The organism is Sphingomonas yantingensis, assembly GCF_014199325.1.
In the GTDB taxonomy this organism is placed as follows: domain Bacteria; phylum Pseudomonadota; class Alphaproteobacteria; order Sphingomonadales; family Sphingomonadaceae; genus Sphingomonas; species Sphingomonas yantingensis.
Genome location: NZ_JACIJJ010000002.1, coordinates 531859 through 553384 on the forward strand (window position 1 = coordinate 531859; position 21526 = coordinate 553384).

At 68.6% G+C, this 21526-nt stretch carries 19 protein-coding genes and 1 other annotated feature (1 of these 20 cut by a window edge); of the genes, 9 read left to right on the plus strand and 10 right to left on the minus strand.

All coding sequences use genetic code 11. From position 1 onward, the window contains the following. Positions 1 to 8, minus strand: a sequence feature (sul1 is cis-regulatory element that is thought to sense ions involved in sulfur or methionine metabolism; They are found in Alphaproteobacteria) (it extends 48 nt beyond the left edge of the window). Positions 9 to 109: 101 nt separating this feature from the next. The 4 genes from FHR19_RS08735 to FHR19_RS08750 all read left to right on the plus strand — a co-directional run bounded on the left by FHR19_RS08735 (position 110) and on the right by FHR19_RS08750 (position 4602). Further along, positions 110 to 1294: an acyl-CoA dehydrogenase gene (locus tag FHR19_RS08735; RefSeq protein WP_184027059.1), complete on the plus strand. Its 1185-nt coding sequence runs from the start codon at positions 110 to 112 to the stop codon at positions 1292 to 1294. Further along, positions 1294 to 2427, plus strand: a complete 1134-nt coding sequence (locus FHR19_RS08740) for a CaiB/BaiF CoA transferase family protein (RefSeq protein ID WP_184027061.1) — start codon at positions 1294 to 1296, stop codon at positions 2425 to 2427. Before FHR19_RS08735 ends, FHR19_RS08740 begins: the two co-directional genes overlap by 1 nt. A 151-nt stretch (positions 2428 to 2578) precedes the next feature. After that, on the plus strand, positions 2579 to 2986 hold the full coding sequence (locus FHR19_RS08745) for a TadE/TadG family type IV pilus assembly protein (RefSeq protein WP_246359411.1): 408 nt from the start codon (positions 2579 to 2581) through the stop codon (positions 2984 to 2986). Further along, positions 2986 to 4602, plus strand: a complete 1617-nt coding sequence (locus FHR19_RS08750; protein WP_184027065.1) for a pilus assembly protein TadG-related protein — start codon at positions 2986 to 2988, stop codon at positions 4600 to 4602. The genes FHR19_RS08745 and FHR19_RS08750 overlap by 1 nt, the downstream gene beginning before the upstream one ends. Positions 4603 to 4676: 74 nt before the next feature. Here FHR19_RS08750 and FHR19_RS08755 read toward each other — a convergent pair whose 3' ends face one another. Then, positions 4677 to 5525: an outer membrane protein gene (locus FHR19_RS08755; RefSeq protein WP_184027067.1), complete on the minus strand. Its 849-nt coding sequence runs from the start codon at positions 5523 to 5525 to the stop codon at positions 4677 to 4679. Between the two features lie 172 nt (positions 5526 to 5697). Between FHR19_RS08755 and parE the strand changes: the two genes are divergently transcribed. Genes parE through FHR19_RS08770 form a run of 3 tightly spaced genes read left to right on the plus strand, consistent with a single transcriptional unit; the run spans position 5698 to position 9705 of the window. Continuing rightward, positions 5698 to 7677 carry a DNA topoisomerase IV subunit B gene (gene parE / locus FHR19_RS08760; RefSeq protein ID WP_184027069.1) on the plus strand — a complete coding sequence of 660 codons (1980 nt, stop codon included), beginning with the start codon at positions 5698 to 5700 and terminating at the stop codon, positions 7675 to 7677. Beyond that, entirely contained in the window at positions 7670 to 8455 is a 786-nt protein-coding gene (locus tag FHR19_RS08765; protein WP_184027072.1) for a hypothetical protein, read from the plus strand. The genes parE and FHR19_RS08765 overlap by 8 nt, the downstream gene beginning before the upstream one ends. Positions 8456 to 8478: 23 nt before the next feature. Beyond that, on the plus strand, positions 8479 to 9705 hold the full coding sequence (locus FHR19_RS08770; protein ID WP_184027075.1) for a hypothetical protein: 1227 nt from the start codon (positions 8479 to 8481) through the stop codon (positions 9703 to 9705). Here FHR19_RS08770 and FHR19_RS08775 read toward each other — a convergent pair. The 6 genes from FHR19_RS08775 to FHR19_RS08800 form a co-directional block, all read right to left on the minus strand. Continuing rightward, positions 9702 to 10532, minus strand: a complete 831-nt coding sequence (locus FHR19_RS08775) for a TIGR00266 family protein (RefSeq protein WP_184027078.1) — start codon at positions 10530 to 10532, stop codon at positions 9702 to 9704. The genes FHR19_RS08770 and FHR19_RS08775 overlap by 4 nt on opposite strands. A 14-nt stretch (positions 10533 to 10546) precedes the next feature. Continuing rightward, positions 10547 to 11356 (minus strand): ATP-binding protein, encoded by an 810-nt coding sequence (locus FHR19_RS08780; protein ID WP_184027081.1) that lies wholly within the window; start codon positions 11354 to 11356, stop codon positions 10547 to 10549. A 142-nt stretch (positions 11357 to 11498) separates the two neighbouring features. Beyond that, positions 11499 to 12497, minus strand: coding sequence for a CDF family Co(II)/Ni(II) efflux transporter DmeF (dmeF, locus tag FHR19_RS08785; protein ID WP_184027084.1), 999 nt, complete (start codon positions 12495 to 12497; stop codon positions 11499 to 11501). A 14-nt stretch (positions 12498 to 12511) separates the two neighbouring features. Beyond that, positions 12512 to 12787 (minus strand): metal/formaldehyde-sensitive transcriptional repressor, encoded by a 276-nt coding sequence (locus tag FHR19_RS08790; RefSeq protein ID WP_184027088.1) that lies wholly within the window; start codon positions 12785 to 12787, stop codon positions 12512 to 12514. 33 nt (positions 12788 to 12820) lie between these two features. Next, entirely contained in the window at positions 12821 to 13279 is a 459-nt protein-coding gene (locus tag FHR19_RS08795) for a vgr related protein (protein ID WP_184027090.1), read from the minus strand. After that, positions 13279 to 13719 (minus strand): copper chaperone PCu(A)C, encoded by a 441-nt coding sequence (locus FHR19_RS08800; RefSeq protein ID WP_184027093.1) that lies wholly within the window; start codon positions 13717 to 13719, stop codon positions 13279 to 13281. Before FHR19_RS08800 ends, FHR19_RS08795 begins: the two co-directional genes overlap by 1 nt. A gap of 174 nt (positions 13720 to 13893) precedes the next feature. On the opposite strand from FHR19_RS08800, the gene dnaK reads away from it, so the two are divergent. Then, a complete protein-coding gene (gene dnaK, locus FHR19_RS08805; RefSeq protein WP_184027095.1) occupies positions 13894 to 15804 on the plus strand; it encodes a molecular chaperone DnaK in 1911 nt (636 codons plus the stop codon). A 102-nt stretch (positions 15805 to 15906) separates the two neighbouring features. Beyond that, positions 15907 to 17022 (plus strand): molecular chaperone DnaJ, encoded by a 1116-nt coding sequence (gene dnaJ, locus FHR19_RS08810; RefSeq protein ID WP_184027097.1) that lies wholly within the window; start codon positions 15907 to 15909, stop codon positions 17020 to 17022. A 30-nt stretch (positions 17023 to 17052) separates the two neighbouring features. Here the strand turns inward: dnaJ and FHR19_RS08815 are convergent, their stop codons facing one another. From FHR19_RS08815 to purB, 3 genes are read right to left on the minus strand one after another with little or no spacing between them, the layout of a single operon-like run. Then, complete coding sequence (locus tag FHR19_RS08815) at positions 17053 to 19617, minus strand: HWE histidine kinase domain-containing protein (protein ID WP_184027099.1); 2565 nt, start codon at positions 19615 to 19617, stop codon at positions 17053 to 17055. Beyond that, entirely contained in the window at positions 19618 to 20154 is a 537-nt protein-coding gene (locus FHR19_RS08820) for a biliverdin-producing heme oxygenase (RefSeq protein ID WP_184027101.1), read from the minus strand. Beyond that, positions 20151 to 21488, minus strand: coding sequence for an adenylosuccinate lyase (gene purB, locus FHR19_RS08825; protein WP_184027104.1), 1338 nt, complete (start codon positions 21486 to 21488; stop codon positions 20151 to 20153). The genes FHR19_RS08820 and purB overlap by 4 nt, the downstream gene beginning before the upstream one ends. Between the last annotated feature and the right edge of the window lie 38 nt (positions 21489 to 21526).

Below are 21526 nucleotides of genomic sequence, written 5' to 3' on the forward strand. Positions count from 1 at the left end.
GGTCCTTGCGAATGCGCGCCCCTTAGTCGCGCGACGGGGCGGTTGGCAACCGCTGGCACATTTGACCGCCGCGCGCTTTTGGCCGAAATGGCGACCCTAGGAGGATGCCATGACTGCAATGACGCGCTTCGATTACGCCGATGCGCTTCGGCTCGATGCCGAACTCACTGACGACGAGCGGATGATCCGCGACGCCGCCCACGCTTTTGCGCAGGACCGGCTGCAGCCGCGCGTCGCCGATGCGTTCGAGCGCGAGCATACCGACCCCGCGATCTTTCGCGAAATGGGCGAGCAGGGGCTGCTGGGCGTCACGATCCCCGAGCAGTTCGGCGGCGCGGGCGCGGGTTATGTCGCCTATGGCCTCGTCGCGCGCGAGGTCGAGCGGGTCGATTCGGGCTATCGCTCGATGATGAGCGTGCAGTCGAGCCTCGTGATGTATCCGATCCACGCCTATGGCTCCGACGAGCAGCGGGCGAAGTATCTGCCCGGCCTGGCCCGCGGCGAGCTGATCGGCTGTTTCGGCCTGACCGAGCCCGATGCGGGCTCCGATCCCGGTGGCATGCGCACGCGCGCGAAGAAGGTCGATGGCGGTTATGTGATTTCGGGCGCCAAGACCTGGATCAGCAACGCGCCGATCGCCGACGTGTTCGTAGTCTGGGCCAAGTCCGACGCGCATGACGGCAAGATCCGCGGCTTCATCCTCGAAAAGGGGATGAAGGGCCTGTCGGCACCCAAGATCGAGGGCAAGATTTCGCTGCGCGCGTCGATCACCGGCATGATCCAGATGGACGAGGTGTTCGTTCCCGAAGACGGCCTGCTGCCCGGCGTCGAGGGGCTCAAGGGGCCGTTCGGCTGTCTCAACCGCGCGCGCTATGGCATTTCGTGGGGTGTGATGGGCGCGGCGGAGTTCTGCTACCACGCCGCGCGCCAGTATGGCCTCGACCGGCAGCAGTTCGGCCGACCGCTGGCGGCGACGCAGCTCTATCAGAAGAAGCTCGCCGACATGGCGACCGAGATCGCACTCGGCCTTCAGGCCAGCCTACAGGTCGGCCGGCTGATGGACGAGGGGCGGTTCGCGCCCGAGATGATCTCCCTCGTCAAGCGCAACAATTGCGGCAAGGCGCTCGATATCGCGCGGCAAGCCCGTGACATGCACGGCGGCAACGGGATTTCGGGCGAGTATCACGTCATCCGCCACATGGTGAACCTTGAGACGGTGAACACCTATGAGGGGACGCACGACGTCCATGCGCTGATCCTCGGGCGCGCGATCACCGGCCACGCTGCCTTCTGATGAGCGGACCGCTTGCCGGGGTGCGCGTCGTCGAGCTGGCGCGCATCCTCGCCGGCCCGTGGGCGGGACAGGTGCTCGCCGATCTGGGCGCGGAGGTGGTCAAGGTCGAGAGCCCCGAGGGCGACGATACGCGCCGCTGGGGGCCGCCCTTCGTCGACAATCCCGACGGGAGCCGCGACGCGGCCTATTTCCACGCGGCCAATCGCGGCAAGCGGTCGGTCGTCGCGGACTTCTCGACCGAGGAAGGCCGCGCCACCGTCCGCGCGCTGATCGCCGATGCCGATGTGGTGATCGAGAACTTCAAGGTCGGCGGGCTGGCGAAGTACGGGCTCGATTACGCCACCCTGTCGGCCGATCATCTCGGCCTCGTCTATTGCTCGATCACCGGGTTCGGGCAGGACGGGCCCTATGCCGCCCGGGCCGGCTACGATTTCATCGTCCAGGGCATGGGCGGGATCATGAGCCTGACCGGCGAGCCGGATGGCGCACCGCAGAAGATCGGCGTCGCCTATGCCGATATCCTCACCGGCCTCTACGCCGTGATCGGCATCCAGGCCGCGCTGGCCGAGCGGGCGCGGACGGGGCGGGGTGCGCATGTCGACATGGCGCTGTTCGACGTGATGGTGGGGACGCTCGCCAATCAGGCGATGAACTATCTCGTCTCCGGCATCGCGCCCACGCGGCTTGGCAATGCGCATCCCAATATCGCGCCCTACGCGGCCTATCCGACTGCGGACGGGTGGATCATCCTGGCGGTGGGCAACGATCGCCAGTTCGAGCGCGCATGCGAGGTGCTACGCCTGCATTGCGACGAGACCTTTGCCACCAATGCGCTTCGGGTCGCGCAGCGATCGATCCTCGACCCGCTGGTCGCCGGCGCCACCCGCGCCTGGCAGCGCGACACATTGCTGGCGGCCCTCGAGGCGGCGGGCGTGCCGGCGGGGCCGATCAACGATGTCGAGCAGGCTTTCGCGGATCCGCAGATCGTTCATCGCGGGATGCGCATCGAGGCGCGTCGACCCGACGATACCGTCGTGCCCGGTGTTGCGCTACCCATTCGCTTCATTGGCCATGATCGGGAAGTAAGCGGTGCCGCCCCTGTTCTTCCTACGCCACGCGTTGGTGCTAATTAGTCGGTTGCGGGCCTATTGATACACAATCTTCGCATAATACCTCCAATTTGAGGGAAATCTCCTCAGTAAATATCTGTTTAATTTACGTAAGTTGTGGAGCGCTGGGTCGCCCTTATCCTAAGCTAAGCTGTCTTAGGGAAGGGTCATGCCAATGGTTCATCCTTTCGGGTCCGATCGCCGCGGTACCGCATTGGTCGAGTTTGCGCTGCTATCGCCAATCCTGATCGCGCTCCTCTTCGGAATGCTCGGTTACGGCCAGTATTTCCTGACCGCACATACGCTTCAACAGCTCGCCAACGACGCCGCGCGTGCCGCGATCGTCGGCCAGACCGCAGCCGAACGCGTGACGCTCGCCCGCGCCAGCGTGACGCAGGGGCTGGCCAATGCCGCCGTCGCCAAGCCGGGAGAGGTTTCGAGCGCGGTGGCGGAGGCGGATGGCCGCGTCACCGTCACGCTGGCGGTCGACACGCGCGCCCTGTCGCTGCTGCGGTCGGGGCTGGTCCCCATGCCCGAGCCGGTGATCGAGCGGCGGGCCGTAGCCGAAGTGGCGGACTTCTGATGAAGCGGCTGCTGCGCGAGCGCCGGGGTGCCGCCGCGGTGCTGGTCGCAGGCGCGCTGCCGATGCTGTTCGGCGTCGCCGCGCTGGCGGTCGACCTCGGCATGGTCGAGCTGGAGCGCCGCCGCATTCAGGGCGTCGCCGATGCGGCTGCCCTCGCGGCCGCGCGCGACACGGGACAGGCGGCGGCGCTTGCCGCCACGATGGTCGCGGCCAGCCCCGGCCGTTATCCGCTGACGACAGGGACGACGACGGGGCGATACCGGGCGGAGGCGGCGCCCGATGCGCGCTTCGTCGCGGGCGCGGCCGACCCCGATGCGGTGCGCGTGACCGTGCGCAGCGAGGTGCCGACGGTATTCGCCGCGATCTTCGGCACGCCCAGCGTCGCGGTCGAGCGACGGGCCACTGCGCGGCGGCTGGACCTCGCCAGTTTCGCGGTCGGTTCGCGGCTCGCCAGCCTAGACGGCGGGGTTGCCAATGCGCTGCTGTCGGGGCTGACCGGTGGCAAGGTCGCGCTGTCGGTGATGGATTACAACGCGCTGGCCACGGCGAAGGTCGATCTGGTGCCGTGGCTCAAGGTGCTGGGCGCCGATGCGAAGATCGAGGTGGCGCGGTTCGACGACCTGCTGAAGGCCGAGGTTCCCGCCTCGACGATCCTTGGCAGCCTGTCGCGGCAGGTGGCCGATCCCGTGGCGCGCGCCGCGCTCGCCAGCCTCGCTAGCGCGGCCAAGGGGACGATCCGGCTCGCCGACCTCATCGACCTGGGCGAGATGGGACGACAGGGGGACGGGGGTGCGGGACTGCTGCGCATCGACACGCTCGATCTTGCCAGCAACGTCATCCAGGGGAGCGCGAGCGGGCGGCAGGTGGCGATCGACCTCGGCGCGCAGGTGCCGGGCATCGCGCGCACCCGGCTGTGGGTGGCGATCGGCGAGCGGCCCAACCGGGCGCCGTGGATCGCGGTGACGCGCGACCGGTCGCCGGTCATCCGCACCGCGCAGACGCGGATCTATCTCGAAACGCAGCTCGCCGCCCAGCCGCTGCCCGGCATCAGCCTCGCCTCGGTCGAGCTGCCGCTGTTCGTCGAACTGGCGAGTGCGGAGGCGCGGCTGGAGGCGATCGAGTGCCGGCCGAATGCGGTCACGCTGGCCGGACGGCCGGCGCCGGGGCAGGTGACGATCGCACGGGCCGACCCGGCGGCGCTTCCCGATTTCAAGACGCCGGTGGCGCTGGCCGATGCGCGGCTTTTGGAAACGCTGCTGGTGCGGGTGGAGGGGCGCGCGGCAATCGACCTCGGCGCCAACGAAAGCTTCCAGACCCGCCGCTTCGATGCCAGCGCGATCGACGCGGCTAGCGTGCAGACGATCCGCAGCTCGACCCCGGTCGGCGGCATCGCCACCAGCCTGGTGCAAAAGGTCGACCTGAGGGCGCGGCTGCTCGGCTTCCTGCCGCTGCCGCTCGACCCGATCGTGCGCGGGGTGGGCGGGCAATTGTCGCTGATCGCGCCGGTGCTCGACCCGGTGCTGATGTCGGTGACAGGCGTGCTGGGCGTCGGCGTAGGGGAAGCGGACCTGTGGGTCACGGGCATCCGGTGCGGCCAGCCGGTGCTGATCGAATAAGAAAATCCCGCCGCCCCGAGAGGGGGGCGGCGGGATGGTACGCAACGCTACTGAGTTACTGGATCCGTGCGATCTTAGAAGCGGATCGCCGCCGTCGCGCGGATCGAATGGAAGCGGAAACGCTCGTCATCGCGCTGGATGTCGGTGCCGCCCGCGCCGCCCAGCAGGAACGGGTTGGTCGCCGGCGCGGTACCCTGACCGACGCGAACCGACGCGAAGTCGTCCTGATACTGGTTGTACATATACTCGAGGCCGACCGAGAAGTTCTTGGTGATCGACTGCTCGACACCGCCGCCGGCAGTGAAGCCCCAGCTGTTGTACTTCTGGTTGCGCACGGTGAACGAGTTCGCGGCGTTCGACGTCGTGAAGCTCGTGTTGATGCGCGCATAGGCCGGACCGCCCGCTGCGTAGAACAGCGTCTTGCCGCCCGCGGCATAACCGGCGCGCGCACGGATGCTCGAGTTCCAGTCGAAGCTGCGGCCGAACTGGTAGAAGGCCGGCGTCGTGCTGTAACCGGTCGCATAGTCCTTTGCTTCGCTCTTGCCGAACTCGCCGACCACGCCGACGACGACGTTGCCGAACTGCTTGTCGGCGCCGACGCGAGCGAAATACTCGATATCGTCCTTGTCGTTGAAGCAGCCGCCCGCCGGGGTCGCGCCGCGCGCGCCGCCGTTGCAGAAGCCGGGCGAGAAGGCGTTGGCGCCCGCCGCGGTGGTGATCTGGTCACCGAAGCGGCCGTCCAGGTTGCGGTCGAAGATCAGGCTTTCGCCGACATCGTTGCCCTGGACGCTGACACCGGCCGAACCGCCGACATAAACGCCGTCGAAGCGCTTTTCGCCATCGGCGGTCTGCGCGAGCGCGGGCGCCGCGGCGAGGAGGGCGGTGGCACCGATGAGGGCGCGGGTAAGAGTACGCTGACGCATACGAACATGCTCCTTGATACGCATTTGACTTGAACTACGGCCCGCCCAACGCCCTTGATCCGGGTTAGCTGCATTGCGGCAAAATTAAGATCCGGATCTGTTGCCCCGATGCAACACCGCCGGCCGTGTGGCTCCGCTTTGTTCCGCCGCCCCCTCGCGCTATAGATCGCGCATGTCCGAAGACCTGTTCGCGAGCGCCGCGCCCCAGCCGACCGAATACAACGCCGCCTCGATCGAGGTGCTGGAGGGGCTGGAGCCCGTCCGGCGGCGGCCGGGCATGTATATCGGCGGTACCGACGAGCGTGCGCTTCACCACCTCGCCGCCGAGGTGCTCGACAATGCGATGGACGAGGCGGTGGCGGGGTACGCCACCCGGATCGAGATCACGCTGGCCGAGGGCAACCGCCTGACCATCGTCGACAACGGCCGCGGGATGCCCGTCGACCCGCACCCGCGCTTTCCGGACAAGTCGGCGCTGGAGGTCATCCTGTCGATGCTTCATTCGGGCGGCAAGTTTTCGGGCAAGGCCTATGCGACGTCGGGCGGATTGCACGGCGTCGGCGTCAGCGTCGTCAACGCGCTGTCGATCGACACGGTGATCGAGGTGGCGCGCGACCGCCAGCTTTATCGCCAGCGGTTCAGCCAGGGGCAGACGCTGGGGCCGCTCGAGCATCTGGGCAGCACGCCCAACCGGCGCGGCACCTCGGTCAGCTTCACGCCCGATCCGGAGATCTTCGGGCCAGAAATGCACTTCAAGCCCGCGCGCCTCTACAAGCTCGCGCGGTCGAAGGCGTATCTGTTCGCCGGCGTCGAGATCCGCTGGAAATGCGCACCCGGCCTCGCGAGCGAGGATGTGCCGGCCGAGGCGGTGTTCCAGTTCCCCGGCGGGCTTGCCGATCACCTGAAGGAACAGGTGGGCGCCCGGGAATGCGCCACCGCCGATTTCTTTTCGGGCACGCAGGAGTTCGCCGACGGCGCGGGCAAGGTCGAGTGGGCGGTCGCCTGGCCGCTGTGGAGCGACGGGTCGTACAGCTGGTACTGCAACACGATCCCGACCCCCGACGGCGGCACGCACGAGCAGGGGCTGCGACAGGCGCTGGTCCGCGGCCTTCGCGCGTTCGGCGATCTGGTGGGACAGAAAAAGGCCAAGGACCTGACCCCCGACGACGTGATGGTCGGGTCCGAGCTGATGCTGTCGGTCTTCATCCGCGAACCACAGTTCCAGAGCCAGACCAAGGACCGACTGACGAGCCCGGAGGCCGCCAGCCTCGTCGAAAAGGCGGTGCGCGACCATTTCGACCATTACCTCTCCGACCGGATGGACCGGGGCAAGGCGCTGCTCGGCTATGTCCTCGAACGGATGGACGAACGGCTGAAGCGCAAGGCCGAGCGGGAAGTGAAGCGCAAGACCGCGACCTCTTCGCGCAAGCTGCGCCTGCCCGGCAAGCTGACCGACTGCGCCGCCGACAGCCCCGAGGGAACCGAGCTGTTCATCGTCGAGGGCGACTCCGCGGGCGGTTCGGCCAAGCAGGCGCGCGACCGCAAGACGCAGGCGATCCTGCCGATCCGCGGCAAGATCCTGAACGTGGCGAGCGCGACGAGCGCCAAGATCCTTGCCAATCAGGAGATCGCCGACCTGATCCAGGCATTGGGCTGCGGGACGCGCAAGGACTGCCTGCCCGACAATCTCCGCTACGAGCGGGTGGTCATCATGACGGACGCCGATGTCGACGGCGCGCATATCGCGACGCTGCTGATGACGTTCTTCTTCCAGGAGATGCCCGAGCTCGTCCGGCGCGGGCACCTCTATCTGGCGCAGCCGCCGCTCTATCGCCTGACGGTGGGGGCCAAGTCGCTCTACGCCCGCGACGATGCGCACCGCGCGGAGATCGAGCGGACCGCCTTCCGCGGCAAGAAGGTGGACGTCGCCCGCTTCAAGGGGCTGGGCGAGATGAACCCCGGCCAGCTTCGCGAAACCACCATGGCCCCCTCGACACGCAGCCTGATTCGGATCACTCTGCCGCAAGAATACGAGGAAAGAGCGGGGGTTAAGGATCTGGTCGACCGGTTGATGGGCAACAACCCCGCTCACCGGTTCGCCTTCATCCAGGAAAACGCCGCTCGGTTGGAGGCGGAGGAACTCGATGCGTAGGCGCGTTGTGCTGGGCAGTGTGGCCGGGTTGCTGTTGTCGGGCGGCGTCGCCCATGCCGAAACCTTCGACGTCAGTGCCGAGCAGGCCAGCTGTACCGTCTATCGACAGGCCGATGCGGGTGCATCGACGCCGTCGCTGGTCGGGGTGCGTCACTTCATCGGGGCACCCGGCGCGACGCTGTTGATCGCGGTGCCGCCGAGCGCCGCGATCCCCATGGCGACGACGCGCGCCGCGCTGTCCCCGGCGGGGCCGGCGATCGGCCAGGTCGAGGTGGCGAAGACCGCGGCGGGCGCGCAGGTATTTCTCGTCCCGGTCGATCCGCGCGGCGGCGGGCCGCTCACCGGGCGTGCGACGCTGTCGGGCCTGTCGACCACACCGGCCGAGATCGATTTCGATCAGGTCGGCCGCATGATCCGCGCGGGCGAGGGGTGCGAGCGCGGACTGCTCGCCAATTGGGGCTTCGGCGGGGACGCAGCGATGCGCGTCGCGAGGCTGCCGGTGCCCGCCAAGGCCGGCTGGCCCGGCATCGACGATGTGCCACAGCGTGACATGGACAGCGTCAACGGCCGGTTCACGACGGTCGCATGGCGCGTCGGCCCCGATGCGCGGATCACCGATTGCCGGGTCGTCGAGACCTCGGGCCTCGCGCGACTCGACACGCTCGGCTGCGCGGTGCTGCGCCGCAAGCTGAGCTATCGGGAAGCCGCGCGCGATGCGCAGGGGCGGCCGATCGAGGCCGTGATGGTCCGCCGCATCCGCTGGGGCCCGATCGACTGAGGATCAGAACCGGGAGAGTGCCGATGTCGCGTGCGTACCTGTTGCTTGCCGCCACCGCATTGTCCGCTGCGGGGAACGCCGCCGCCCAGACGCCGGGCGCTCAGGTTCCGGCGGCCCAGGTCCCGCCGTCGATCACCGTCGTCGGCCCCCGCCTCGATGAAAGCGAGCGACGTCTGCGCGCGTGCATCGCGCGGGGCTGCTCCCCGAACGAGGAAATCGACGCAACGCTCGCGCATGCCGAGGCGCAGTTCGTCGCCGGAAACTATCGCGATGCGCGCGCGACGGTGCGCAGCGGCGTGGCGCGCAACCGCCGCTTCGCGAAGACCGCGCCCGAGCCCGTCGCCGACCTACTGCGCGCAGACGCGCGGATCGCCGCGCATCTGGGCTTCAGCGAGAAGGCGCGGCAGGGGATGATGGCGAGCGAAGGCGTGCTGCGCGACGCGTTCGGCGAAACCGACGCCCGTTCGATCGCGGGGCGGATCGCGATTGCCGACGCGTGGCTGTCGCAGCGCCGGTTCCAGGCCGCGCTCGAAGGCTATCGAGCCGCCGAACATCTGGCGAAGCGGTCGGGCAATGCCCGGCTGGAGGGGCTGGCGCTCCTGCGCCGCGCTTCGCTCGACGCGCAGCTCTCGATCGCGCGGAGCGGCGATGGACGGCCCGAAAGCCTCGAGCAATTGCTCGACCGGCGTGAGCCCGAGTTGCGCATGTTCGTCAACGCCGCGCGCGTCGTCGATGCGCGGCTTCAATTGCGCCGCGGCAAGCCCGACGCGATGGAAGCGGTGATCGCCGCCGCCCGGCAGGATGCGGGCGCCGAGCCGCTCCTGCTCCATATGCCCGTCATCGTCCTCGACGAGACGGGCGACCGGGTCGTCGACAAGCTTTCCGGGCGGCGGGCCGCCCCGCTGCCGAGCGCGCAATCGTCGCTGCTCAAGGTTGCGGTCGAGGACAATTGGGCTGATTTCGGGTTCTGGGTCGGCCCGGACGGCCGCGTGCGTGAGCCCGAGCTGCTGCGCGGCGGCTCGCGGCTGTCGGGTGAGTGGCCGAAGCTCGTCATCGCCTCGCTTGCCGGGCGGCGCTATGCGCCGACGACGCTGCCCGCCGACGATCCGGGATTCTACCGCGTCGAGCGCTTCACGATGACGTCGGACTTCGTGCAGGGAATCAAATCGCGCATCCGGGAGCGCTCGGCCCAGCGCAAGCTCGTCCGCCTCGACCTCACCGCCCCGTCCAAGGCTGTCGCTGCGCGCTAGTCGTTGCCGCCGATGAAGTCGCCGAAGCTGCCGAGCACCGATCCTTCGCCGCGGTTGCCGCCGCGTCCGCCCGCCGCCGCCATCATCCGCCCGGCGAGGCGGGCGAAGGGGAGCGACTGGATCCACACCTTTCCCGGCCCGCGCAGCCGCGCAAAGAACGCGCCTTCGCCGGCCGAGAACATCGTGCGGATGCCGCCGACCGTCACCAGGTCGAAATCGACGCTCGGGGTATAGGCGGCAAGGCAGCCGGTATCGACGTGCAGCTCCTCACCGGCGCGCAGCTCGCGCTCGACCACGGTGCCGCCCATCTGGACGAACACCCAGCCGTCGCCGTCGAGCTTTTGCATGACGAAGCCCTCGCCGCCGAACAGGCCGGTCATCACCTTGCGCTGGAACGCGACGCCGATCGACACGCCCTTCGCCGCGGCGAGAAAGCTGTCCTTCTGACAGATCAGCGTGCCGCCGAGCTGGTCGAGCCGGATCGGCAGGATCGAGCCGGGGGTGGGGCTGGCGAACGCGACGCGCGCCTTGCCCGATCCGTTGTGCGTGAAGACGGTGGTGAACAGGCTCTCGCCCGTCACCAGCCGCTTGCCCGCGCCGAGCAGTTTGCCCATGAAGCCGCCGTCCGCGCCGCCCGATCCGTCGCCGAACACCGTCGTCATCCCGATCGCGGCGTCCTTCCAGACCAGCGCGCCGGCCTCCGCCACCGCGCTTTCGCCGGGGTCGAGCTCTATCTCGACGAACTGGAGCTCCTGTCCCTTGATCTCGAAGTCGATGTCGTCGGCGATGCCGGCGCGGCGCTGGTGGCTCCAGGGGCTGGTGTTCATGGCGTCTTCTCCCGTCAGATCGTCTTGCCCGCGCGGCCGGCGAGCTCGGTGACATAATGCCAGGCGACCCGGCCCGATCGGCTGCCGCGCTGCGTCGCCCATTGGATCGCGTCGGCCGGCTCGAACGTGAGGCCATGCGCGGCGGCATAGCCCGCGACGATCGCCAGATAGCCGTCCTGATCGAGCGCATGGAAGCCGAGCGACAGGCCGAAGCGGTCGGCGAGCGCGAGCTGGTCGTCGATCGAGTCGCGCGGGTTGATCGCGCTGTCCTGCTCGGCGATGTCGCGCGGCATCAGGTGGCGGCGGTTCGAGGTGACGACGAGGCGCGCATTCGCCGGCCGCGCCTCCGCCCCGCCCTCCAGCAGCGAGCGCAAGGCCCGCGCCTCGCCCGCGGCGTCGAAGCCCAGGTCGTCGAGGAAGATCGCGTAGGCGCGGGGCTGGTCGGCGATCCGCGCGAACAAGCGGGGGAGGGTGTCGAGGCGGTCGGTCACGACCTCGATCAGGGCGATCGCCTGGCCCTCTGCCTGGAGCGCGCCGACCACGCTCTTCACCAGTGCCGACTTGCCGGTCCCGCGCGCGCCCCAGAGCAGTGCGTCCTGCGCGGCGACGCCAGAGGCAAGACGCGCGAAATTATCGTGGAGCACCGCCTTGTTCCGGTCGATGCCTTTCAGCCGGTCGAGCGGCTGGGGAGCGAAGGCGCGGACGGGGCGAAGGCTGGTCCCATCCCAGACATAGGCCGGATGCGCCATCGGATCGGCGGCGGGCGGGGGCGGCGGGGCCAGCCGGTCGAGCGCGTCGGCGATGCGGGCGAGGGGATCGGTCATGCCCGCGCTGACTGCCGCTGGGGCGGGCGCGCGGTCAAGCGAATAGCCACGTCCGGTTCAGGCTGGCCGTGGCATCAGGCGAGACAGGGAGAGGACGAGAGGGGAGGGCGCCGGGCATCAGCTCCCGCCCGGCGCCCAGCCTTCATTCGCTTCGCGAAACCGTCAGATGCGCGACCGCGGGGACGGCGGACAAGCGCGAGCGGATCGTGTCGCTGCTCGCCAGCCCCTCGGTCTCGACGATCGCGGCGTGCGCCTGTGGCCCAACGCGCCAGACGTGGAGGTCGACGATGCGCGCGTCGCCGGGTGCCTCGACCGCAGCGCGGATCGTTTCGGCCAGCCCCGGTTCTGCGCGGTCGAGCAGCACGCGCGCGGTATCCTTGAGCAGCCCCCACGACCAGCGCGCGATGACGATCGCGCCGAGCACGCCGACCACCGAGTCGAGCCAGCCCCAGCCGAGATACGCCCCTGCCAGCAGCGCCGCGATCGCGAGGACCGAGGTGAGCGCGTCGGCGAGCACATGGAAATAGGCCGAGCGCAGATTGTTGTCGTGCGCGTGGCCATGCCCGTTGCCATGGTCGTGGCCGGCGTGATCGTGACCGACGCCGAGCAGCGCGACACTGGCGATATTGACGGCCAGGCCGATGACCGCGACCAGTGTCGCCTCGCCGAACGCCACGGTGCCCGGCTCGATGATCCGGCGCACGCTCTCCACCCCGATGCCGATCGCGAACAGCGCGAGGACGAGCGCGGAGGCGAAGCCGGCGAGGTCGCCGACCTTGCCGGTGCCGAAGGTGTAGCTCGGATCGCGCGCATGGACGCGGGCATAGCGATAGGCGAGCGCCGCGACGCCGAGCGCGCCGGCGTGCGTCGCCATGTGGAACCCGTCGGCGAGCAGCGCCATCGAGCCGGTCCAGTAGCCCGCCGCGATCTCGACCACCATCGTCGCGGCGGTCAGCCAGACGACCCAGACGGTGCGCCGCGCGTTCGCCTCATGCCCGTCGCCCAGATATTCGTGGGTGCGTGAGCAAGGATGGCCGGCATCGCGGACCGACGCGGCGGCGGGCGCGTGGCCGTGGCTGTGCGAATGGCCGTGGCTGTGCGAATGGCCGTGGTGATGGTGGTGGCCGGCATGGGGAGGCATGGAACCCGCTCCTTTCAGCGGAAGTGGCGGCGAAGCACGGTCGCCAGTTCGTCGGCGCCCGCGGCGCGCTGTTCGGGCGTCAGTGCGTCGGCGGCGACATGTTCTCGCAGATGCTCCTCGACCAGCTCGTCCATCAGCCCCGCGACCGCGCCGCGCACCGCGGCGGCGAGGTGCAGCGTCTCCGCACAAGGCGCCCCCGCCTCGATCGCGCGCTCGATCGCGCCGACCTGTCCGGCGATGCGGCGGACGCGGCCGAGTAGTTTCTTCGAATCCTGGTGGAGATGCGGCATAGGATAGGGGGGTACCCTATCTAGGCGTGGTGATCAACCGGGCTCGAACGGCAGGATCCCGCGATACTGGTCGAGCGGCGGCGCGCCCGGCACCACCCGGTTGCTGCGCAGGAGGAAGACGTGGCGCACGATCTCCGCCTGCTGCTCCAACCCGTAGCGGTGGAGCCGCCAGCCGGGTTTCAGGCTGTAGTCGTAGCGGCAGAAGGGGTGGCGCTTCAGCGGCAGGAAGATGCCCTGCTGGTGCTGCCAGACATGCACCATCTCGTGGATGAAGAGGCCCTGCGCGTCGGGGTGCGTGCAGGCGAAATCGTCGCAGTAGAGGCCGCCCTTGGGGTGGAAATGAATGTTGCCGCGCGGGGCCATCGTGACGTTGCGCGGCTGGAAGAACGCCCATTTGCGGTTCTCGACACCTACTGCCGCATAATCGATCGCGTCGCCGAACACGGTGCGGGCGAGCGCGACCTCGCCCTCCGTCAGCGGCCGGCCGCGCATCAGGGGGCGCTGCCGCCCGGTGCGACCAGCTTGGCTTCCAGCTCGATCGCGGGGGCGTGGTCGAACATCAGCGTCATCTTGGTCGTGCCGCCGGCCTTGAGCGCCGGTTCGAGGTCGAACAGCATCGCATGATCGCCGCCGGGCGCGAGCTTCACCGTGCCGCCCGCGGGCACGTCGATCGCATCGACGGGGTCCATCGACATCATGCCCCCCTTCGCGCTGGTGCGATGCAGTTCGACGAGGCGCGCGGCGGGCACCTGCATCGTCTTGAGCTGCGTCGCCTCGCGGCCGCCGGTGATCGTCACATAGGCGGCGGCCGGGCGGCCGGCGACCGCGGGCAGGCGGATCCAGGCATCGTTGGCGCGCGGCTCGCCCGGACTGCCGCTACAGCCAGCGAGCATCAGCCCCGTTGCTACTACCGCCGAAATCCTGTCTCGCATCGTCATTCCCCCCGTGGGACAAGGGCCACGCTCTCGCTATGCGCCTAAACCGCCGCCAATCTTGCGGCAAGGCGAACCCCCACTATATCCCGTTTCGCATAGGGTTCCGTCGCCGATTTCGCGGGGCGGGACCGTCATTTGAACACCTAGAACCCGGGGGCCAAACGAGGGACCATGGCTAAAGTAATCGGTATCGATCTCGGCACGACCAACAGCTGCGTTGCAGTGATGGAGGGCGGCAAGCCCAAGGTGATCGAGAATGCGGAGGGCGCGCGTACGACGCCCTCGATCGTCGCCTTCGCCAAGGATGGGGAGCGACTGATCGGCCAGCCGGCCAAGCGCCAGGCAGTGACCAATCCCGACAATACGATCTTTGCGGTGAAGCGCCTGATCGGCCGCCGCTTCGACGATCCCGTGACGCGCAAGGACACCGAACTGGTGCCCTACACGATCGCACGCGGTCCGAACGGCGATGCGTGGGTGACCGCGGGCGGGCAGGACTATTCGCCATCGCAGATCAGCGCCTTCACGCTCCAGAAGATGAAGGAAACCGCCGAGGCGTATCTGGGCGAGACCGTCAGCCAGGCGGTCATCACCGTCCCGGCCTACTTCAACGACGCCCAGCGTCAGGCGACCAAGGACGCAGGCAAGATCGCCGGTCTCGAGGTGCTGCGCATCATCAACGAGCCGACGGCGGCGGCGCTCGCTTACGGCCTCGACAAGAACGAGAACAAGACGATCGCGGTCTATGACCTTGGCGGCGGTACGTTCGACATCTCGATTCTCGAAGTCGGTGACGGCGTGTTCGAGGTGAAGTCGACCAATGGCGATACCTTCCTCGGCGGCGAGGATTTCGACGCCAAGCTCGTCCAGTATCTCGCCGGCGAGTTCCAGAAGGCCGAGGGCATCGACCTCACCAAGGACAAGCTGGCGCTACAGCGTCTGAAGGAAGCGGCGGAGAAGGCCAAGATCGAGCTTTCGTCGGCGCAGACGACCGAGGTCAACCTGCCCTTCATCACCGCCGACCAGAACGGGCCGAAGCATCTGGTCAAGTCGATCAACCGTGCCGAGCTGGAGCGGCTGGTCGACGACCTGATCCAGCGCACGCTGGAGCCGCTGAAGAAGGCGATGGCCGACGCGGGCGTGAAGAATGACGGGATCGACGAGGTCGTGCTCGTCGGCGGCATGACGCGCATGCCCAAGGTGCGCGAAGTCGTGAAGTCGTTCTTCGGCGGCAAGGAGCCGCACACCGGCGTCAACCCCGACGAGGTGGTGGCGATCGGCGCGGCGATCCAGGCCGGCGTCCTCCAGGGCGACGTCAAGGACGTGCTGCTGCTCGACGTGACCCCGCTCTCGCTGGGCATCGAGACGCTGGGCGGCGTGTTCACGCGCATGATCGACCGCAACACGACGATCCCGACCAAGAAGAGCCAGGTCTATTCGACCGCCGACGACAACCAGGGCGCGGTGACGATCCGCGTGTTCCAGGGCGAGCGCGAAATGGCGGCGGACAACAAGATGCTGGGCCAGTTCGACCTGGTCGGCATCCCGCCGGCGCCGCGCGGCGTGCCGCAGATCGAGGTCACGTTCGACATCGACGCCAACGGCATCGTCAACGTCTCGGCCAAGGACAAGGGCACCGGAAAGGAGCAGCAGATCCGCATCCAGGCCTCGGGCGGTCTCAGCGACGCCGACATCGAGGGCATGGTCCGCGATGCCGAAAAGTTCGCCGACGAGGACAAGAAGCGCCGCGCGGCGGCCGAAGCGAAGAACAACGCCGAGAGCCTGATCCACACGACCGAGCGCCAGCTCGCCGACAATGGCGACAAGGTGGACGCTTCGCTCAAGTCCGAGATCGAGGCCAAGATCGCTGAGGCGAAGTCGGCGGTCGAGGGGGGCGACGCGGATGCGATGCAGGCCAAGACCCAGGAACTCGCGCAGGTCGCGATGAAGCTGGGTCAGGCGATCTACGAGAAGCAGCAGGCGAGCGAAGCCTCGCCCGGCGGCGATGCGGCGGGTTCGGCGAAGGACGACGATGTCGTCGACGCCGAATTCTCCGAGGTGGACGACGGCCACAAGGCGTAAGGCAATGTGCCTGAACCGTCATGCCAGCGCAGGCTGGCATCGCTCCCAAGGGGGCGACCCCGGCTTTCGCTGGGGTGACGGTGCCGGGTGCAGGGGGCGGGTATGACCACCGAAGTCGACTATTACGAAGTGCTGGGCTGCGCCCGCGATGCCGACGGCGCGACGCTCAAGTCGTCCTATCGCAAGCTCGCCATGCAGTATCACCCCGACAAGAACGGGGGCTGCAAGGACCACGAAGCCAAGTTCAAGGCGATCAGCGAAGCCTATGAGGTCCTGAAGGACCCGCAGAAACGCGCTGCCTATGACCGCTACGGCCATGCCGCGTTCCGCAATGGCGGCGCGGGGGGGGCGGGGGGTCATGCCGACTTCTCGGGCTTTTCCGACATCTTCGAGAGCGTGTTCGGCGAGTTCATGGGCGGCCAGCGTGGCGGGCGGCAGCCGCGGCGCGGCGCGGACCTTCGCTACGACCTGGAAATCAGCCTCGAGGAGGCGTTTCACGGCAAGGCGACGGAGATCACCGTCGACGTGTCCGCCGCCTGCGACACCTGCGACGGCAGCGGGGCGAAGCCCGGCACGATGGCGCGCGCCTGCAGCACCTGCGGCGGGGCGGGCAAGGTCCGTGCGCAGCAGGGCTTCTTCGTCGTCGAGCGGACGTGTCCCACCTGCATGGGCGCTGGCGAGATCATCGCCGATCCGTGCGGCACCTGCCGCGGCGACGGTCGCGTGGACAAGACCAAGACGCTGTCGGTCAACGTGCCGCCCGGCGTCGACGAGGGCACCCGCATCCGCCTGACCGGCGAGGGCGAGGCGGGACCGCGCGGGGCGCCGGCGGGTGACCTCTACATCTTCCTCCACGTCGCGCGCCATCCGGTGTTCCAGCGCGAGGGGACGACGCTCCACGCGCGCGCGCCGATCAGCTTTGCGACCGCGGCGCTCGGCGGCGAGTTCAGCATTGCCGGTCCCGATGGCGAGACGCACACCGTCCGCATCGCGCCTGGCACGCAGTCGGGCCGCGAAATCCGTCAGCGCGGCGCGGGCATGCCCGTGCTGCAAGGCCGCGGCCGCGGCGACATGGTCATCCATGTCGATGTGCAGGTGCCGACCAGGCTGTCGGCCCGCCAGCGCGAACTTCTCGAGGCGCTCCGCGAGGCGGAGGGCGAGGCGGCCGAGGAGGACCCCGGCTTCTTTTCCAAGATGAAGGCCGCGTTCGGCGGATAAGGTGGCGGCCGGATCGATCCGGCCGTCCGCCTATTCGCCGGGCGATCCCATCGCATCGCCCAGGACGCGCCGCATGCCGAGTGCCGTGTAGGGCTTCTTCAGCACGCCGCGATCGTCGAGTTCGGCGGGCAGCACGAGTTGCTCGCCATAGCCGGTCGCGAAGACGAACGGGATGCCGCGCTTCGCGAGTTCGAGCGCGACAGGCAAACTGGTTTCCGACCCCAGGTTGAAGTCGAGCACCGCGACCGCAATCGGCTCGCGATCGATCTCGGCCATCGCCTGTGCGACGCCGTTCGCCGTCACCACGCGCTCAGCGCCCAGCGAGATCAAGATATCCTCCGCATCCATCGCGATGATGAGGCTGTCTTCGACCAGCAGCGCGACGCCGGCGATCGTCGATGCCTCTCGCGGGCTGGCGGTGTCGCGCGGGTCGGCGACCGGCGCTGCAAGCTGTACCGCGTCGGCCTCCCTGCCGAGGCTGACGTGACGGGCGGGGATGACGAAATCGGCCTCTAGCCCGGCCAGTGCGTAGCGGATCGCTGCCCGCCCGCCGAGGTCGTAAGGGACCGACCGCTGAATGATCGTGGTGCCGAAACCCTGCCGCGTCGGCGCTTGCACCGCGGGGCCGCCGCGCTCGCGCCATTCGATGCACAGATCGCCCATGGTGTCGACATGCCAGTCGACCGACACGGTGCCGCTGTCCGACAATGCGCCGTATTTGGCCGAGTTGGTCATCAATTCGTGCAGCACCAGCGCCAGCGTCGAGAACGCCTGCGGGCTGAGCAGCGCTGCCTCGCCGCTGGTCGACAGGCGATTGGCGCGCCCGCCGAGATAGGCGGCGGCCTCGGTCTCGATCAGGCGCTTCAGAGGGGCGGGCGACCAATTGTCCTGCGTGATCTGGTCGTGCGCGCGCGCCAGCGATTCCACGCGCCCTTCCAACATCCGCATATACGTGTCGGCATCGGCCGCGGGGTCGCGCGACTGGCGCACGAGGCCGCGGATCAGCGACAGGATGTTGCGAACGCGGTGGTTGAGCTCTGCGATCAGCAGTTCCTGCCGCTCGTTCGCGCGCCGGCGCTCTTCCTGCGCATCGTCGGACAGGCGCAGCACCACCTCGATCAGCGAGGCGCGCAGCATTTCCGCGACGCGCATCTCCGCCTCGTTAAAGGGTTCGGAGCGGCCGCGCACTTCCTCGCGCCATGCCTCGAAGCTCTTGCGGGGGGACAGGCGTGCGCCGTTCGGACCCCAGGTCGCCGGCTTGTGCGGATCGCCGCCCCAGGTGACCGCGCGCACCCGCTCCTCGCGGAACAGCATCACGTAATCGCGCGGCGTGCGAGAGAGCGGCAGCGCGAGCAGGCCGGCGCCGAGATCGGCCCAGCGCTCCGCCTGCGGTAGCACGCTCGCCAGATGATCGGTCGCAAAAATGTGGCCCGGCGTCATCGCGTTGAGGCGGCGGGCGATCACCGGGATGGCCTCTGCCGGGGGCGTGCGCCCCGACAGGGCGACACGCCCGTCGAGCCAGATGGCGATGCCGTCGCACGCGATCGTCGTGCGCAGCATCTCGCCGAGGTAATCGGGGTTGTCGAGCAGCTCCTTGTTCCCCGCGATCGCGGCGAGTAGCCGGTCGGAGGCGGCGCGGGCGGCGATCTCGTACGCCGCCATCGTCTTTCGCTCGCGGCTTTCGAGCTTGAACGCGAACATCTGGCCGAACAGCTCGGCGATCGAGCGGCGCTCGAACCCCGGCCGCCGCGCGCCGTAATGATGGCAGGCGAACAGCCCCCACAGCTTGCCCTCGACGATGATCGAGATCGACAGCGACGCGCCGACGCCCATGTTCGACAGATATTCGACATGGATCGGGCTGACCGAGCGCAGCACCGAGAGCGACAGGTCGAGTGCCTCGCCGCGCTCGTCCAATTGCGGCAGCACGGGCGAGGGTTCGGCGGCGATGTCGGCGATGATGCGGAACGGGGTTCGCAGGTATAGTGCTCGTGCCTGCTTCGGAATGTCCGAGGCGGGATAGCGCAGGTCCATGAAGCTGCCGATGCCGCCGCGCACCGCCTCCGCCACCACGGTGCCGCTGCCGTCATTGTCGAAGCGATAGACCATGACGCGGTCGAAGCCGGTCAGCGCGCGAACCTGGCGCGCGCCCTCGCGGAAGAAGGCGGCGAGGTTGTCGGTCGCGTCGAGCCGGCCGATCATCGCGCGGATCGTGCTGGCGGTATCGCCGACGCCCATGTCGTCGCTCGGCTCGCCCTCGACGACGATATCGCTGCCCGAGACGTGCATTGCGAAGTCGAAGCGGCCCGCCTTCGTCGCGACGCCGAACACGCGCTCGACCGCGTCGGCGCCGCGCAGCAACGTCATGCGATTGCGCAGGAGGTGGACGGCATCTTCGCCGAACAGGTCGGTCGCCGACAGGCCCAGCGCTGCCTCGGCAGTGAGGCCCAGAAACTCGGTCAGATTGGCGCTCGCCCGCCGGACGATCCAGTCGGCGGACAGCGCGACGAGAAAGCCGAAGGGCTGGATCGCGCCGAGCAGGTGGATCGGTTCCCGATCGCAATTACCAAGGTCGACCGGGACGGTTTCCTGCATCTACGCCTTCATCCACAGACGACCCGCTTGCCCGAACAGGTCGAATACCCTGAGCGCAGACCGCGTTGCGGCTGCCTCAGCCTCCGGCTGGTAGAGGATAGCGTCGATCCGGTCGAGCAATTTGGCCCAGCTTCCCGGCGCCTGTTCCGAATCGAGAAAGGCGGTGGGGAGCGCGTCGGGCACCTGTTTGCGCAGGAAACGGGCGCCGTGCCGTGATCCCTCGACGACATAGAGTGCGCCGGCGATCTCAGCGTGATCCGAAAGAGACGGAGGGTCGAGCCGCATCGGCTCGATCCCCAATGTAGCGGCGTCGTTGCGCAGCGCATCGCCCCGCCGCCGCTCGGGCCAGTTGTCGATCACGTCGGCCGCGCCGGCGGCGTCGAGCGCCGCCTCGACCGCGATCATCGCGCTCGCCTGCGCACCGACGAAGCGGGCATAGCCCTCTCGCGTCGACAGGTCGAAGCCGCCGAACAGCGCGTCGAGCCGCTCGTGCGGCTCACGCGTGGCCTCACGCAGCAGGCGGTGCGCGTCCCTCAAGACGGGAACACGCGCGCGAAGATCGTGTCGACGTGCTTGAAGTGATAGTCGAGGTCGAAGCGCGCCTCGATCTCCTCGGCCGGCAGCGCGGCGGTGACCTCGGGGTCGGCCTTGAGCAACTCGAGCAGCGACAGCTCGCCGTCCGATTCCCAGACCTTCATCGCGTTGCGCTGGACGAGGCGGTAGGAATCCTCGCGGCTCACCCCGGCCTGCGTCAGCGCCAGCAGCACCCGCTGCGAGTGGACGAGGCCGCCCATGCGGTCGAGATTCTTCTGCATCCGCGCAGGGTACACGACGAGCTTCTCGACCACGCCGGTCAGGCGGGCAAGCGCGAAGTCGAGCGTGATCGTCGCATCCGGGCCGATATAGCGTTCGACCGACGAATGGCTGATGTCGCGCTCATGCCACAGCGCGACATTCTCGAGCGCGGGTGTGACATAGCCGCGGACCATGCGGGCAAGGCCGGTCAGGTTCTCGGTCAGCACCGGATTGCGCTTGTGCGGCATCGCCGACGAACCCTTCTGCCCCGGCGAGAAATATTCCTCCGCTTCCAGCACTTCGGTGCGCTGGAGGTGCCGGATCTCGGTCGCCAGCCGCTCGATCGAACCGGCGATGACGCCGAGCGTCGCAAAGAACATCGCGTGGCGGTCGCGCGGGATCACCTGGGTCGAGACGGGCTCGACCGAAAGGCCGAGCTTTTCGGCGACATGTTCCTCGACCCGCGGGTCGATATTGGCGAAGGTGCCGACCGCGCCGGAGATCGCGCAGGTGGCGATATCGGCACGCGCGGCGACCAGCCGCTCGCGGTTGCGGGCGAACTCGGCATAGGCTTGCGCGAGCTTCAGCCCGAAGGTGACGGGTTCGGCATGGATGCCGTGGCTGCGCCCGATCGTCGGCGTGTAGCGATGCTCCTGCGCGCGGCTTTTGATCGCCGCCAGCAGCGTGTCAAGGTCGGCGATCAGGATATCGGCGGCACGCGCCAGCTGGACCGCAAGCGCGGTGTCGAGCACGTCGCTGCTGGTCATGCCCTGATGCATAAAGCGCGCTTCCGGCCCCACCTGTTCGGCGACCCAGGTGAGGAAGGCGATCACGTCGTGCTTGGTCACCGCCTCGATCGCGTCGATCGCGGCGACGTCGATCGGCGCCTCGCCATCGGGACTGGCGGCCTTGACGCCGTCGTACCAGCGCCAGAGCGCCGCGGCGGCATCCTTGGGCACCACGCCCAGCTCGGCGAGCGCATCGGTCGCGTGCGCCTCGATCTCGAACCAGATGCGCAGCCGCGTCTCGGGCGACCAGATCGCCGTCATCGGCGCGCGGGCGTAGCGGGGGACCATGTTCTTCCTCTTGGCTGGCCGGAATCGGTTCGTCGCGA